Here is a 14464-nt window from a genome sequence, read left to right as displayed (position 1 = left end):
TGGCCGGTTTCATGAAAGGCGACGTAGAACGCCGCCCATCGCCAGCTAGTCTCCCTCCTGGCAATGGCCCAAAGTTTGGGCAAATTCCCCGGCCATCGTCAACAGGCTGGGCCGAAATCGCCGCGTAAATCTCATTTTTTCAGCATTGCCTGCAAATCATACAAGGGCTGCCGCTTTGCTGGGCGCTCAAGGCGGGGCCTTGGACAGTCGCTAAGCACCCCTGAGCCCACCCACCGCGACAAGGCGAGCCCCGGCGCGCTTTCCCGGCCTTAGCCGGCCGGTCCGGAGAGCTGAAAGAATCGATGCGCGTCGCGGAAAGCGGCCCGCTTGGCCTCCGCGGCCTCCACAGCTTCCTCGTCGTAGCCCCATTCATCGGCCTGGAAGGTCTCGTCCACGCGGCTCGCCTCCCAGAGCGGGTCGGGGTCCGCCGCCTCGCGCGCCTTCAGCCCGATCACGAGGGAGCCTGAGAGCATGATGAGATCGTGGAGCCCTGCCAGCGCATAGTCCGACGCCGCCTCGAGCGGCTTTCGCAGTGCCACGAGCGCCTCGGCGCTCTGTGCAGCGAACATGACGCCTGTCGTCGTCCGGAGCTCGGCCCCAAGCTCCTCCCGCGCCCAGGCGAGGAGCGGGTCCCACGCCGCCACCTGCCGCGCCACGAGCTCTTGCGGGCGCTCCGCGCGATAGCAGATCAGGTCGCTCGCGCCGTATTCTGCCAGCGCCTCGATGACTGCCGCGCGCTGCGGCACGATCTTCTCGATGACCGAGTTGGCCGCGCGCGTCACCGGCATCGTCCGCGGGTCGATGATCTCCTCCTGCGCGTCCCATTCCGCGGCAACGGCCTCCGCCATGGCCCGCGTGGGCACCACGAGGAGCGATTTGCCCGGGGTCTTCACCGCGCGCCCGTCGAGCGTCACCGTAAAGCCGTCAGCGGCCGTCTCCACCGTCGCGGTCTTCCAGAAGCGCTTCGCCTGCCATTCGCTCATGGGCTCACCTCGTCGATTGCCTGTCTCAGCGCGGCCATGTCGCTCACCACGCGGTCCGCCAGAGGAGCGAGCCGTTCCGGCGCATGGTAGCCCCAGGTCACCGCCACCGTCGCCATGCCCGCCGCGCGGCCCATCTCCATGTCGAATGTGGTGTCCCCCACCATGACCCCTGTCTCGAGTCCGGCCTCGGCGAGCGCGGCCAGCGCCATGGAAGGGTGCGGCTTCGAGGGATGCCCGTCCGCATCCTGTCGCGTGATGAAAAAGCCTGCTAGATCATGGGTTTCCATGACGTGATCGAGCCCGCGCTTCGACTTGCCCGTCGCCACGCCGAGGAGCGTCTCGGGCTCCCCGTGGAGGCCGTGGAGCAGCTCCCGGATGCCGGCGTAGAGCGGGGAGCCCTGCGCCTCGCCGTGGCTGGCGCGCAGGTCCTGGTAGCTTTGCTTATAGCCCTCCACGAGCGCTTCCACCGGCCCGCCGGGCGCGAGCGTCGCCATGGCCTGTGGCAACGACAGCCCGACGATGGAGAGGGTCTGCGCGCGCGTGGGCGCGGGCAGGTCGAGCGACCGGAACGCCTCCGCCATGGAGCCCACGATATGGGCCTGGCTGTCTACCAGCGTCCCGTCCACGTCGAAGAGTACGAACCGCATCACTCAAGCGCCTCGAACGGGTCGATGACGGCCTCCGCCGGGTCCCAGCCGAGCTCGGCCCAGGTGCGCGCCATGTGCTCGGGGAGCGGGGCGGTGAGGTGAAGCTCCGCGCCTGTCACCGGGTGCTCGAGTGTGAGCGAGCGGGCGTGGAGGTGGAGCTTTTTCGAAAACGCGCCGCCGAGCCCCGCGCCCCAGCCATCGCCGAGATTCTCTTGGCCGGAGCCGCCGTATTTGCCATCGCCCACGATCGGGTGCCCCAGCGCAGCGATATGGGCGCGAAGCTGATGGGTGCGCCCCGTCACCGGCACGAGCGCCATCCAGCAAGCGCGCGTCCCCAGCGCCTCGATGACGGTGAAATCGGTCACCGCGCGCTGCGCGCCCGGCGTCTCATCGACGGCGTCGGGATGGACGACATGCATCTTCTCGCCCTCGCCGCCCGCGCCGTGGCCCGGGGCTTTCACAAGGCCATACTTGATCGTTCCGGCGCGTGGCGTAGGGACACCGGCCACGGCGGCCCAGTAAATCTTGCGCGTGGCGCGGTGCCGGAAGGCCTCTGTCAGGCCAGCGGCCACGGCGCGGCTCCGCGCCATGATCAGGACGCCCGAGGTATCCTTGTCGAGCCGGTGCACGAGGCGCGGGTTCTCCTCAAGGCCGAAGCGCAGGGCAGCCCCCATCCCGTCCACATGGCGGGTGAGCTTCGAGCCGCCTTGCACGGGAAGCCCGGGCGGCTTGTTCAGCGCGATGATGTGGTCGTCACGGTAGATCACCGCTGCACGGATCATCTCCGCGTCTCGGTCGGGCACGCTGAGCGCGGGCTTCGGTGCGGCTGGATCTGGCAGGGGCGGCACGCGCAGCATCTGGCCCGCCTCCACGCGCGTGGAGGCTTTCACCCGTCCGCCATCGAGCCTGAGCTCGCCCTTGCGGCACATCTTCTCGATCCGCCCCTGCCCCAGCTGCGGGAAGGCACGCTTGAGAAAACGGTCGAGCCGCTGGCCCGCGTCGCCCGCTTCGATCTCGATGGTCTGGACGCGGCTCATGACACCCGCCCTCCGAGGGCCAGGCCAAGCACGACAGCACCGATGCTCAAGACGAGCGAGGCCAGGATGTAGCCGAGCGCACCCGCCCCCTGCCCGCCTTCGTAGAGCCGGAGCACGTCGAGCGAGAAGGTGGAGAAGGTCGTGAACCCGCCGAGAAGCCCAACCATCAGGAAGGGGTAGAGGCCCGGCATCTTCGAGACCCCGAGCGCCCAGGCGATGCCGATGGCAAAGGACCCCAAAGCGTTGACCGTGAGCGTGCCGAAGGGGAAGGCCACTCCCATCCCCACCAGCGCGCGCATCACGGAGCCCAAGGCCCCCCCGAGCGCCACGTATCCCAGCATCTGCCACATGCGCTCGCCATGTAAGCGAAGCACCGGAGTGTCAACCGGCGCAAAGGCGCTTCGAGGCGCCCTGAAGGCTTTTGCAAATGCCTTCTCAGCGCTCCTTTTGAGCTCGAAGCTTCTGGAAATACGCCACCCGCTTCTTCAGATCCCGCTCGAAGCCCCGCTCCACCGGCATGTAGAGCTCGGGCCGCTCCATACCGTCGGGAAAGTAGTTCTGCCCGGAAAAGCCGCCCTCGGCGTCGTGGTCATAGGCGTAGCCTGCCCCGTAGCCCTGTTCTTTCATGAGGTCCGTGGCGGCGTTGAGGATGTGCTTCGGCGGCGGCGCGGAGCCCGTCTCCTTCGCGAGGCGGCGGGCGGCCTTGTAGGCCTCGTAGCCGGCATTCGATTTTGGCGCGAGGGCGAGATAGGTGACAGCCTGCGCGAGCGCGAGCTCGCCCTCGGGGCTGCCGAGCCGCTCGTAGATCTCCCACGCCTCCCGACAGATGGCAGCGGCCTGCGGATCGGCGAGGCCGATATCCTCCACCGCCATGCGCGTGATGCGCCGCGCGAGATAGCGGGGATCCTCGCCGCCCTCGAGCATGCGCGCCAGCCAGTAGAGCGCGGCGTCCGGGTCCGAGCCGCGCACGGATTTGTGGAGCGCGGAGATGAGGTTGTAGTGGGCGTCTCCGGATTTGTCGTACTGCGCCGCGCGGCGCATGAGACGTGCCGAGAGCGCCGCGCTGTCGAGCGGCGCGTCCACGTCCCAGGCCGCCACCTGTTCCACGAGATTGAGGAGTGCACGCCCGTCGCCATCGGCCATCTCCCGAAGCACCGCGCGCGCCTCTGCTGCAAGCGGGAGGGCGTGCTCGAGCGCGGCTTCCGCCCGCACGAGCATCTCCTCGAGATCGGCATCCGAGAGCCGCTCCAGCACGAGCACCTGCGCGCGAGAGAGGACCGCGGCATTGAGCTCGAAGGACGGGTTCTCCGTCGTCGCGCCCACGAGGAGGATCGTGCCGTCCTCCATGTGCGGCAGGAAGCCGTCCTGCTGCGCCTTGTTGAAACGGTGGATCTCGTCCACGAAAAGAAGCGTCCCGCGCCCCTGCGAGCGCCTGAGCTTGGCCGCCTCGAACACCCGCCGCAGCTCGGGCACGCCCGAGAAGATCGCCGAGAGCTGCACGAAATGGCGGTCCGTGGCATCGGCAAGAAGGCGCGCGATCGTGGTCTTGCCCACGCCGGGCGGCCCCCAGAAGATGAGCGATCCGAGGGATCCTGCGGCGAGCATGACCCCGAGCGGGGCCTCGGGCCCGAGGACCTGACGCTGCCCGATGACCTCGCCCAGCGCCGCCGGGCGCAGCCGGTCGGCCAGGGGGCGCGGTGCTGCGCTACCCGGCTGGTCGGCGGGGCCCTCCGTGCCGTCGCCGACAGGGCCCTCGGTGCTGCTGAAGAGATCGGCCATGGCGCCAGCATGGGCCAGCGCGCGGGCATAGAAAAGGGGCCCCGGCGCGCCGGAGCCCCTTTCTGGCAGAGCGACCGTGGCGCGGCGCGCCTAGTGCAGCTTCTCCGCGAGGTTGAGCATCACGCACTGGTTGGCGATGCCGTCGAGCTCCATGACTGGGCCCGCGGCCACCCCGTCGAGCCCGCAGCGTCGCGTCCAGCGCGGCCAGTTCGCGGGAATGAGCCCCAGCACCTGCGCGGCGCCGAGCTCGCGCGCGGCGCGGCTCATCTCCATGATGAGCATCGCGTGGACCCGCCGGCGGATCCTCTGGGGCGTGGCGTGGCTCACGAAGACACGGCTCGATTCCCAGATGTTCTCGGCCACCGGCGCCTCGTCGTAGAGGAGCGATTGCGGGATCGTGTCCAGGAGCCCCAGCTGGGCATCGCGGATCATGTAGCTGTAGATCCCGCACCGGGCCGTGGTGGGCGTCAGTCGGATTCCGGCATAGACCTGTCCGAATTCGTGCACCGCCACCCACCGGCTCGCGGGCGTGTCGTATTGGTCGTATTCCATGCCCATGGCTTCCGGCAGGTCCCATTTGTTCTGCACAATGAAGGACTGCCTGCGTGCGCGAAGCACATTGGCAAAGAGCTCGCCATGGTTGTGTAGATTGGCGAAAGAAAGAGTCGTCGTTTGCATGGTATTCCCCAGGTTACATTGGCAAAGACACTCTACGCTTCCCCTTGGGAGCACGACGTCTAAAGCAGCCCGTAATCCTTGGCCCTCTGAATGGCCTCGGCCGTGGTGCGCGCGAATAGCTTTTCACGCGCCGCCGTGAGCCGCGCCTTCAGGGCGCTTTCGGAGATGTTAAGCTTGGCAGCAGCTGCCAGATGCCGGTCCCCCGCAGCGATAAAACGCAGAGCGGTAATCTGCGCCTCGGTGAGGCGCTCGGGCGGCTGCGTGAACTTGTGCAGACGCTCGACGTGATGCGAGATCACAGCGATCTCGGCATCCGAGAATTCCCGATCCGACCGGGCGACCGAAGCGATGGTCCTTGAACGGAGCTCTCCCATCGGCACGACCGCACCATACCGCAATCCGTGGGAGGCAGCCTCCTTCAGGATTCCGAATGGATCGGGGATCTCGATTTCGCTCCAGCGGGAGGGTCCCTCCTGGCCGAAGCCCCACGCGACAACAGGATCACGGAGCGCGTAGCCCTTGGCCGTGTAGGCCTCGATCCAGTCTTGTGGGAATGTCTGGAGGGTCATGAGCGGCGATGTGAATCGGATATGAAGCCCGAGGAAGTACCCGGCGGGCGACAGATGCGCGATTTCAGCCAAGATCTCGTCGAGACCAGATTTACCAGACATAGAAATATTGAGCGCCTATTTGTTAACGTATTTCAACCCCTGATTGAAGTAGCGCTCGGTCGCTCCTTCAAAAGTCCACCGGGGGACCAAACGTTAAAAAAGAGTTAAAATCAAGGATAGGCTGACCCTAAGGTAAATCGCGCCGCGCCGCAAAAGAAAGGCCCCGCTGCGATGCAGCGGGGCCCGTTCAACTCTCAGGTGTGCCTGGCCGCGCTCAAGCGTCGGCCTCCTCCGCCTCGAGGCGCGCCTTGTCGGCTGCGCCCTTCGCCGCGACGTCACGGTCCACGAACTCGATGATCGCCATGGGCGCCATGTCACCGTAGCGGAAGCCCGCTTTCAGCACGCGCACGTAGCCGCCATTGCGCTCCTTGTAGCGCGGTCCGAGCACGTCGAAGAGCTTGTCCACATGGGCGGTCTGCTTGAGGCGCGACGCGGCGAGGCGCTTGGCATGGGCATCGCCCTTCTTGCCGAGCGTGACGAGCTTCTCGACGACACGGCGCAGCTCCTTGGCCTTGGGCAGCGTGGTCTTGATCTGTTCATGTTCGATAAGCGACCCGGCCATGTTGGAGAACATGGCCTTGCGGTGCTCATGGGTTCGGTTCAGGCGGCGGTATCCGCGGGCGTGACGCATGGTTTCAATCCTTCTTTATGCTTTGTCTCGGGGCCTTCTGCGTTGGAAGACCCTCGCGTTATTGGGGCGGGATTGCCCTGGGTTCGGGACCACGAATTCTTGCAAAAATTCGTGGCGCCCGGTCTTAGAAATTGTCCTCGAACTTCTTGGCGAGGTCCTCGATGTTGTCCGGCGGCCAATCCTCGACATCCATGCCGAGATGCAGGCCCATGCCCGAAAGCACTTCCTTGATCTCGTTCAGGGACTTGCGGCCGAAGTTCGGCGTCCGCAGCATCTCTGCCTCGGTCTTCTGGATCAGATCGCCGATATAGACGATGTTGTCGTTCTTCAGGCAGTTCGCCGAACGCACCGAAAGCTCGAGCTCGTCCACCTTCTTCAGGAGGAGCGGGTTGAACTCGAGACCGTCGTCGTCCTGCGCGGCCTGCGCGCTTTCCGGTTCGTCGAAGTTCACGAAGATGCCGAGCTGGTCCTGCAGGATGCGCGCGGCATAGGCCACGGCGTCGTCCGGCGTGATCGAGCCGTCGGTCTCGATCTTCATGGTCAGCTTGTCATAGTCGAGCACCTGGCCCTCGCGGGTAGGCTGCACGTCGTATGAGACGCGCCGCACCGGCGAATAGATCGCATCGATCGGCATAAGTCCGATGGGCGCATCTTCCGGGCGGTTCTTGTCGGCGGCGACGTAGCCCTTGCCGGTGTTGACCGTCAGCTCCATGAAGACATCCGCGCCCTCGTCGAGGTGGCAGATGACGTGATCCTTGTTCAGGACCTCGATGCCCGCGCTCTCGGAGATGTCGGCCGCGGTGACGACGCCCGGCCCCTTGGCGGAGATCGAGAGGCGCTTGGGGCCTTCGGTTTCCATGCGGATGGCCACACCCTTCATGTTCAGCACGATGTCAGTCACGTCCTCACGGACGCCTGCCACCGAGGAGAATTCGTGCAGCACATTGTCGATCTGCACGCTCGTGATGGCCGCGCCCTGGAGCGAGGACATCAGCACGCGCCGCAGCGCGTTGCCGAGTGTCAGGCCGAAGCCGCGCTCGAGCGGTTCGGCGACGACTGTCGCATTCATGGTCGGGTTGTTGCCGGGTTTGACCTCGAGCTGCGTCGGTTTGATGAGCTCGGCCCAATTCTTGTGGATCATAGTGCCTCCATTCTTGCCCGCGCGTTGGATCCGGTTGCGCGGGCGTCCCGAGGGTCTTCGAATGTCGTGGGTAGGGCGTTGCGGCACCCCATCCGGGTGAGACGGGCGCAGGGCGCCCGCCCGTGAAGTCTGGTCAGACGCGGCGGCGCTTGGGCGGCCGGCATCCGTTGTGCGCGATGGGCGTCACGTCACGGATCGAGGTGACGGTGAAGCCGAGCGCGGCGAAGGCGCGCAGCGCGCTCTCGCGGCCGGAGCCCGGGCCCTGCACCTCGACCTCGAGCGTCTTGACGCCGTGGTCCTGTGCCTTGCGGCCCGCATCTTCGGCGGCCATCTGCGCGGCGTAGGGCGTCGATTTCCGCGAGCCCTTGAAGCCCATCGTCCCAGAGGAGGACCACGCGATGGCGTTGCCCTGCACGTCGGAGATGAGGATCTTCGTGTTGTTGAACGAGGAATTCACGTGGGCCACGCCCGACGCGATGTTCTTGGATACCTTGCGCTTGGGAGCGCGACGATCACGTGCCATGTCTCGGGGCCTCCCTTACTTCTTCTTGCCGGCGATGGGCTTTGCGGGCCCCTTGCGCGTGCGAGCGTTGGTGTGCGTGCGCTGGCCGCGCACCGGAAGGTTCCGGCGGTGGCGCAGGCCACGGTAGCAGCCGAGATCCATCAGGCGCTTCACGTTCATCTGCACGTCGCGGCGCAGGTCGCCCTCGACGGTCAGGTTGGCGTCGATGTGCTCGCGGATCGCGAGGACCTCGGCGTCGCTGAGCTCATTGACGCGACGGGTGGCGTCGATGTTCACGGCCTCGCAGATGCCCTTGGCCGTGGTGTGGCCAATGCCGTGGATGTAGGTGAGCGCGATGGGGACGCGCTTGGCGGTGGGGATGTTCACGCCGGCGATACGTGCCAAGGCGGTATTCCTTTCGAAGCTGCGGGTCCGTAATGCCAGACCCTTTTTTCACAGACAAAGGCCCGGCATGCGCGCTGGCCTCGATGGAGAGGTGATCAGCGCGCCCGAAGAGGCCCGCGTTATCCAAGATGCGTGCAGCTATGGCGAATCCGCGCAGGCGTCAAGTGGTGCAATGTAACTCTAAGCGAACGGCACAGTTGGCTAGAGGTTGTTTGCTTCAGGCGGCAGCCCTGTCTCGAAACATTTCCCAGAACCTTAAAGAACTGTCCAAGAACACGCCTGCTAGCAAGTAGCCGAGACGCTCGTTACCAAACCCACTTCGGATTAGCTCATCAATCTCAGGCCCCTTTACAAAGAGCTGAGACACTACGAGCACCATAAGGGTGTAGATCAGGGCACCAAGTAGGAATGCAGAAACAATCTTCTGCCGAGCTAGCGTTCCATCGTGATTGATGTGACACTTACACACTACCAGGGCGAACATGGCGGCTACACCCACTCCAAGTGCAATGGCTGACGAAGCCGCCGCCAACATCAAATCGTCTGGCATTAGTCGAGGTTGATCGTCGTTCCGGCGAATGCAAGTGCAATAGCGAGGAAGAGAGCAGTTGGCGTAGCCACATCAATCGGGGCATACGATACTCCCGTGGATACGGCGAAACACGCGGCCATGAGCCAAGTGCCCACCGTGAGGATTGCACGCAGGCTAGTGCGTCTATCACCGCTGAAAATCTCTCGATACGTGCTCAAACCGAACATTCGACACCTTTATCTGTTGTCATATTAATGTAGCGTTACGAAAAGTCGCTAACCAGCCCACGCCGCCCCGAAGGCGGCCGTTTTCACGCTACTTTCACTAAACGTTCCTCTCAAGCCTCTTTTCCTACCACTTGTTCCGGCTTTGTTTGGAGTCACTCCTTGAGGAACAACGCAATAGACGCCTCAACCGCATCCATGCTCGCCAGGCCATCGACGCTCTTCAACTCGCCCTTGGCGTGGTAGTAGCCGATCAGCGGGGAGGTCTTCTTGTAGTATTCCATGAGGCGGACCTTCAGGCTCTCCTCGTTGTCATCGGCACGCACGGGCTTGCCCGCCGCCGCGGCGTCTTTCGCCCGGCCCACGATCCGGTCCACGAGCACGTCGTCATTTACCTGCAGCTCGATGACCGCGTCGAGCGCCTGCTCCTTCGTTTCGAGCAGCGCGCCCAGCGCATCCGCCTGCGCCAGCGTGCGCGGGAAGCCGTCGAAGATGAAGCCGTTGCAGCCGCTGTCCATCATGCAGTGATCGAGCTTTTCCTCGATGAGGCCGATGACGATCTCGTCGGTGACGAGCTCGCCCGCATCCATGATCGCGGCGACCTTGTTGCCCATCTCCGTCCCGGAGGTCTTGGCCTCGCGGAGCATGTCCCCGGTGGAGAGCTGCACCATCCCGCGCTTTTCCACGAGCTTGGCGGCCTGCGTTCCCTTCCCTGCCCCCGGCGGGCCCAGCAGTATGATGTTCATCGACGTTGGGGTCCCCTGTTCTTGCGTCCGCTCTTCCGGCGGAGCTGAGATTTCTCCAGGAGGCCCTCGTATTGATGGGCCAGGAGATGCGATTGGATCTGCTGGATCGTGTCCATCCCCACGGAGACGACGATGAGCACCGCGGTGCCGCCGAAGACGAACGGGATGTTGAGCTGCGTTCGGATCACCTCGGGCAGGAGCGCCACGAGGGCGAGGTAGCCGGAGCCCAGCACGAGGACACGGGTGACCACGTAGTCGAGATACTCCGCCGTGCGCGCGCCGGGCCGAATGCCAGGGATGAAACCGTTCTGGTTCTTGAGGTTTTCGGCCACGTCATCGACCTTGAACGACACTTCCTTGGTGTAGAAGTACGTGAAGAAGATGATCATGCCCCCGAAGAACAGCAGGTAGAGCGGCTGCCCAGGGCCGAAATAAGCCAGGATCGTGGACATGACCGGGCCGGACTGGCCGCCCGAGAAGGTCGAGATCGTGGTAGGCAGAAGAAGCAGCGCAGAGGCGAAGATCGCCGGGATCACGCCTGCCGGGTTCACCTTGATCGGGAGGTGGGACGTCCCGCCCTCGTAGACCTTCATGCCCTGCTGACGGCGCGGGTACTGGATATTGATCTTGCGCAGCGCGCGCTCCATGAACACGACGAAGGTCAGCACGACGGCCACCATGGCGAGAACGCCGATGATGACGGCCGGGGAGATCGCACCCGTGCGGCCCTGCGCGAAGAAGCCGGCGAGCTGCGCCGGGATCTCGGCGATGATTCCCACGAAGATGATGAGCGAGATGCCGTTGCCGATGCCGCGGGCAGTGATCTGTTCACCCAGCCACATCAGAAACATCGTGCCCCCCACGAGGGAGATCACGCAAGCGGCGCGGAAAAAGAGGCCGGGATCGGAGGCAAGCCCGCCCGCCTCGAGGCTGACGGCCAGACCGTAGGCCTGGAACGTGGCCAAAAGGACCGTGCCGTAGCGCGTGTACTGATTGATCTTCTTGCGCCCCTGCTCGCCCTCTTTCTTAAGCTGCTTGAGGGGCTCCCACATGGCGGCCAGAAGCTGCACGATGATGGAGGCGGAGATGTAGGGCATGATGCCCAGCGCGAAGAGACCCATGCGCGAGAGAGCGCCGCCCGTGAAGGCGCTGAGCAGCCCGCCGATGCCGCCGGCGGCCTGCTCCATGAAGCGCTGCAGCTCCTGCGCGTCGATACCCGGCACCGGGATGTAGGTGCCCACGCGGTAGACGACGAGCAGCATGATCGCGAAGAAGATGCGCTGTCGAAGCTCTGTGGCCTTCCCGAGCGCCGCCCAGGACGTGTTCGAGGCCATCTGTTCGAGTTGCGAAGCCATATGTCTCTCCCAAGACAACGCCGCCCCCGGGGTCCCGTGGCGGCGTCAGGAACTTGTGTGAAGATTTAGGCAGGGCAGCGCCTGCCCACAACCTTATTCCGCAGCCGCTTTCGCACCTGTGACGGTGAGCGAGCCGCCTGCAGCCTCCACGGCCTTGACGGCGGAGGCGGAGGCACCGGTCACCGTGATCTTCGCCTTGGCGGAGAAATCGCCCTTCGCGAGCACGCGGACACCGTCGAGCTTGCGGCGCACGACGCCGGCTTCGAGGAGCGTATCCTCGGTGATGTCGCCGCTGAGCTTTTTGGCGTCGATGAACTTCTGGATGATGCCCAGGTTCACCACGGCGAACTTCTTGCGGTTGGGCTTGTTGAAGCCGCGCTTCGGCAGGCGCTGGTAGAGCGGCATCTGGCCGCCCTCGTAGCCGTTGATGGCCACGCCCGAGCGGGATTTCTGACCCTTGATGCCGCGCCCGGCGGTTTTGCCGGTGCCCGAGCCCGGGCCGCGGCCCACGCGCTTGCGGGATTTCGTTGCGCCGGGATTGTCCCGCAGTTCATGCAGTTTCATGTCGCTTCTCCTCGCCGGACCTCCGCTCCGAAGCGAACGAGAGCGGCACACGGCATTGATGTTTCGAGTCGTGCCATCACACGGCACCGCAGGCGTATACGAAGCGCATGGCGGCGACGCAAGAGCGGGAAGCCTCTTCGAAAAGCCTTGTTCCCGGCGGGCCCCATGGCGCACCATACCAGGATGCGTCTCGCCGCCCTTCTCACCATGATCGCCACCGCCGCGCAGCCAGCCTGCACCACGGACGCCATGCTCGTCTTCGATGGCTCCACCTCCATGGCCGAGGCGGACTTCAACACCGGCGCGCCACCGCGCATCGAGGAGGCGCGCCGTGCCATCGCGCGGGCCATGCCCGAGATCGAGCTTTTTCGCCGGGTCGGCCTCATGGTCTACGGTCCGCTGGGCTATGCGCGGGCCGCCGGCACCACCGGGGCCTGCGCCGGGGTGGACCTGCGCTTCGGCCCCGTCGAGAACGCCGCCGTTCCGATCATCGCCGAGATCAACGCCCTGCGCCCGGCAGGCCTCACGCCGCTCACCAAGGCCACGCGCCTCGCCGCCGAAGCGCTCGACTACGAGGCCCAGCCCGCCGTCGTCGTCCTCCTCACCGACGGCAACGAGACCTGCGGCGGCCGGCCCTGCGCGGCCTCCGAGCGGCTCGCCGCCCGCGCGCATGATCTCACCATCCACGTCATCGGCTTCCGCTTCTCGGCCCATGACGCCTATTTCCGCTGGAACAACCCCGAGCAGGCCTTCGGGGCCGACAACGTCGCCTCCTGCCTCGCGGAAGCCACCGGCGGGCTCTTCGTCACGACCGAGACGGTGGATGAGCTCACCGCTGCGCTCCAGGCCACGCTGGGCTGCGCCCTCGTGGGGCGATTGAGCGCCACGGCCAGGTAGGGCTTTCCCCACTCGCGTGCGCAGCGCGCGCCCGGTATTTGAACATCATTCAAAAACCGCGCAGCTCCCCATTCGCTGCCCCCACATATTCGAGATTTTCATGTTCGACCCTTTCTTCGGGCCGGAGGCGCAGTATTTGTGCGCCGCCATCGCGGCCGCCCTGAGCAGCCTCGCCTTTTTCCCCTACATCACCGACACGCTCGCGGGCCGGACGCAGCCCCAGCGCTCGTCCTGGCTGATCTGGAGCGTCCTCAGCGCTATCTCGCTGGCCTCGCAATGGGCGGAAGGCGCAGAGGCGTCGCTCCTCTACGCCGCCATCCAGTGCGGCGGCTCGGTCTTTATCTTCTGCCTCGCCACCACGCGCGGCGCGGGCACCTATGCCCAGGGCAAGGATGCCGCCGCGCTCTTCCTTGCGGGCTGCGGTCTCGGGCTCTGGCTGGGAACCGATAACGGCGCCTACGCGCTTCTCATCTCCTGCGCCATCTCGCTCACCGCGGGGGTGGTGACCATGGCCAAGGCGCTCGCCCGCCCCGAGAGCGAAACGTTCGCCAAGTGGGTGATCGCGCTCCTCGCGGCCTGCTTCGCGCTGGGGTCGGTGGGCCAGATCGACCCGGTGCTCATGATCTACCCGGCCTACCTCTTCGTCTTGAGCGCGGGCGTGGTGCTCTCGATCCTCACGGGCCGCCTCCGGGCGCGCGTGCTGGCCGAGGCGGCCTGAGAGGCGGTGCGCCCAACGAAAAACGCCCCGGTGGTGAACCGGGGCGCTTGATGTTTTTCGCGAAAGCGAGGCGGACTTGAAGGTCAGCCCTTCTCCTCGATGATCTCCACGAGATGCGGGATCTTGTTGACCATGCCGCGTACGGCAGGGGTGTCCTCGAGCTCGCGGGTCTTGTGCATCTTGTTGAGGCCGAGCCCGATGAGCGTCTGGCGCTGCTTCTCGGGGCGGCGGATCGGGGAGCCGATCTGCTTGACGACGATTGTCTTGGCCATCTGACTTATGCCTCCTCGGCGACCTGGCTGGACTCTTGCGGCGCCTCGTCACGGGCGGGCAGGATGTCAGCCACTTTCTTGCCGCGACGCTGGGCGACCATGCGGGGCGATGCCTCGCGGCCGAGCCCGTTCATCGTGGCGCGGATCATGTTGTAGGGGTTCTGGGAGCCGATGGACTTGGCCACCACGTCCTGTACGCCCAGCATCTCGAAGACGGCACGCATCGGACCACCGGCGATGATCCCGGTACCCTGCGGGGCGGTGCGCATGACGACCTTGCCCGCGCCGTGACGGCCCTCGATGTCGTGGTGCAACGTCCGGCCCTCCTTGAGCGGCACGCGCACCATCTGGCGCTTGGCCTGCTCGGTGGCCTTGCGGATCGCCTCGGGAACCTCCTTGGCCTTGCCCTTGCCGAAGCCCACGCGGCCCTTCTGGTCGCCGACGACGACGAGCGCGGCAAAGCCGAAGCGCTTACCGCCCTTCACGGTCTTCGACACGCGGTTGATCGCGACGAGACGATCAGCAAATTCTGGGGTCTCATCATCGCGGTTGCGACCACGACCCCGGTTCTCACGCTCTGCCATTCAGGCCTCCTTGAGCTTTCGTTGTCCAATCCAGGTGGCGGAACCGCCCCGGATCATCGAGAGGCTGCTGCCTCTGCAAGGTAAGGTGCGCGATACGC

The 14464-nt window shown here is 65.5% G+C and carries 19 protein-coding genes; 2 read left to right on the top strand and 17 right to left on the bottom strand.

Features of this window, described 5'->3' with window-relative positions; all coding sequences use genetic code 11:
• Window positions 1-269 precede the first annotated feature (269 nt).
• From AAFM92_15390 to rplO, 15 genes are all read right to left on the bottom strand, one after another.
• The gene (locus tag AAFM92_15390) at window positions 270-983 is read right to left on the bottom strand and encodes an ATP12 family protein (protein MEL7301761.1); all 714 of its coding nucleotides are present in this window, start codon (window positions 981-983) and stop codon (window positions 270-272) included.
• The gene (locus tag AAFM92_15385) at window positions 980-1630 is read right to left on the bottom strand and encodes an HAD-IA family hydrolase (protein MEL7301760.1); all 651 of its coding nucleotides are present in this window, start codon (window positions 1628-1630) and stop codon (window positions 980-982) included. Before AAFM92_15385 ends, AAFM92_15390 begins: the two co-directional genes overlap by 4 nt.
• Entirely contained in the window at window positions 1630-2667 is a 1038-nt protein-coding gene (locus AAFM92_15380) for an RluA family pseudouridine synthase (protein ID MEL7301759.1), read from the bottom strand. The genes AAFM92_15385 and AAFM92_15380 overlap by 1 nt, the downstream gene beginning before the upstream one ends.
• Window positions 2664-3017, bottom strand: a complete 354-nt coding sequence (locus AAFM92_15375) for a CrcB family protein (protein MEL7301758.1) — start codon at window positions 3015-3017, stop codon at window positions 2664-2666. The genes AAFM92_15380 and AAFM92_15375 overlap by 4 nt, the downstream gene beginning before the upstream one ends.
• A gap of 85 nt (window positions 3018-3102) precedes the next feature.
• A complete protein-coding gene (locus tag AAFM92_15370; protein ID MEL7301757.1) occupies window positions 3103-4446 on the bottom strand; it encodes a replication-associated recombination protein A in 1344 nt (447 codons plus the stop codon).
• Between the two features lie 90 nt (window positions 4447-4536).
• A complete protein-coding gene (locus AAFM92_15365) occupies window positions 4537-5124 on the bottom strand; it encodes an acyl-homoserine-lactone synthase (protein MEL7301756.1) in 588 nt (195 codons plus the stop codon).
• Window positions 5125-5183: 59 nt separating this feature from the next.
• The gene (locus AAFM92_15360; GenBank protein MEL7301755.1) at window positions 5184-5795 is read right to left on the bottom strand and encodes an autoinducer binding domain-containing protein; all 612 of its coding nucleotides are present in this window, start codon (window positions 5793-5795) and stop codon (window positions 5184-5186) included.
• 214 nt (window positions 5796-6009) lie between these two features.
• A complete protein-coding gene (rplQ, locus tag AAFM92_15355; GenBank protein MEL7301754.1) occupies window positions 6010-6426 on the bottom strand; it encodes a 50S ribosomal protein L17 in 417 nt (138 codons plus the stop codon).
• Between the two features lie 124 nt (window positions 6427-6550).
• Window positions 6551-7567, bottom strand: coding sequence for a DNA-directed RNA polymerase subunit alpha (locus AAFM92_15350; GenBank protein MEL7301753.1), 1017 nt, complete (start codon window positions 7565-7567; stop codon window positions 6551-6553).
• 133 nt (window positions 7568-7700) lie between these two features.
• Window positions 7701-8090 (bottom strand): 30S ribosomal protein S11, encoded by a 390-nt coding sequence (gene rpsK / locus AAFM92_15345; GenBank protein MEL7301752.1) that lies wholly within the window; start codon window positions 8088-8090, stop codon window positions 7701-7703.
• A gap of 15 nt (window positions 8091-8105) precedes the next feature.
• The gene (rpsM, locus tag AAFM92_15340) at window positions 8106-8474 is read right to left on the bottom strand and encodes a 30S ribosomal protein S13 (GenBank protein ID MEL7301751.1); all 369 of its coding nucleotides are present in this window, start codon (window positions 8472-8474) and stop codon (window positions 8106-8108) included.
• Window positions 8475-8691: 217 nt separating this feature from the next.
• Window positions 8692-9024 carry a hypothetical protein gene (locus tag AAFM92_15335; GenBank protein MEL7301750.1) on the bottom strand — a complete coding sequence of 111 codons (333 nt, stop codon included), beginning with the start codon at window positions 9022-9024 and terminating at the stop codon, window positions 8692-8694.
• Window positions 9025-9385: 361 nt separating this feature from the next.
• Window positions 9386-9976, bottom strand: coding sequence for an adenylate kinase (locus tag AAFM92_15330; GenBank protein ID MEL7301749.1), 591 nt, complete (start codon window positions 9974-9976; stop codon window positions 9386-9388).
• A complete protein-coding gene (gene secY / locus AAFM92_15325; protein ID MEL7301748.1) occupies window positions 9973-11331 on the bottom strand; it encodes a preprotein translocase subunit SecY in 1359 nt (452 codons plus the stop codon). Before secY ends, AAFM92_15330 begins: the two co-directional genes overlap by 4 nt.
• 93 nt (window positions 11332-11424) lie before the next feature.
• Window positions 11425-11895 carry a 50S ribosomal protein L15 gene (rplO, locus tag AAFM92_15320; protein ID MEL7301747.1) on the bottom strand — a complete coding sequence of 157 codons (471 nt, stop codon included), beginning with the start codon at window positions 11893-11895 and terminating at the stop codon, window positions 11425-11427.
• 183 nt (window positions 11896-12078) lie between these two features.
• Here rplO and AAFM92_15315 point away from each other — a divergent pair, with 183 nt between their 5' ends.
• Together AAFM92_15315 and AAFM92_15310 are read left to right on the top strand one after the other, a co-directional pair.
• Window positions 12079-12792, top strand: coding sequence for a VWA domain-containing protein (locus AAFM92_15315; GenBank protein ID MEL7301746.1), 714 nt, complete (start codon window positions 12079-12081; stop codon window positions 12790-12792).
• A gap of 100 nt (window positions 12793-12892) precedes the next feature.
• Window positions 12893-13510, top strand: a complete 618-nt coding sequence (locus AAFM92_15310) for a hypothetical protein (protein MEL7301745.1) — start codon at window positions 12893-12895, stop codon at window positions 13508-13510.
• Window positions 13511-13593: 83 nt separating this feature from the next.
• Here the strand turns inward: AAFM92_15310 and rpmD are convergent, their stop codons facing one another.
• Window positions 13594-13782 carry a 50S ribosomal protein L30 gene (gene rpmD / locus AAFM92_15305; protein MEL7301744.1) on the bottom strand — a complete coding sequence of 63 codons (189 nt, stop codon included), beginning with the start codon at window positions 13780-13782 and terminating at the stop codon, window positions 13594-13596.
• 5 nt (window positions 13783-13787) lie between these two features.
• Window positions 13788-14366 (bottom strand): 30S ribosomal protein S5, encoded by a 579-nt coding sequence (gene rpsE / locus AAFM92_15300; protein MEL7301743.1) that lies wholly within the window; start codon window positions 14364-14366, stop codon window positions 13788-13790.
• Window positions 14367-14464: the final 98 nt, after the last annotated feature.

This window comes from Pseudomonadota bacterium (assembly GCA_038533575.1).
Taxonomy (GTDB): domain Bacteria; phylum Pseudomonadota; class Alphaproteobacteria; order Rhodobacterales; family Rhodobacteraceae; genus Shimia_B.
The sequence above is the reverse complement of the archived record's forward strand: the minus strand, read 5'-3'. Positions and strand labels throughout refer to the sequence as shown.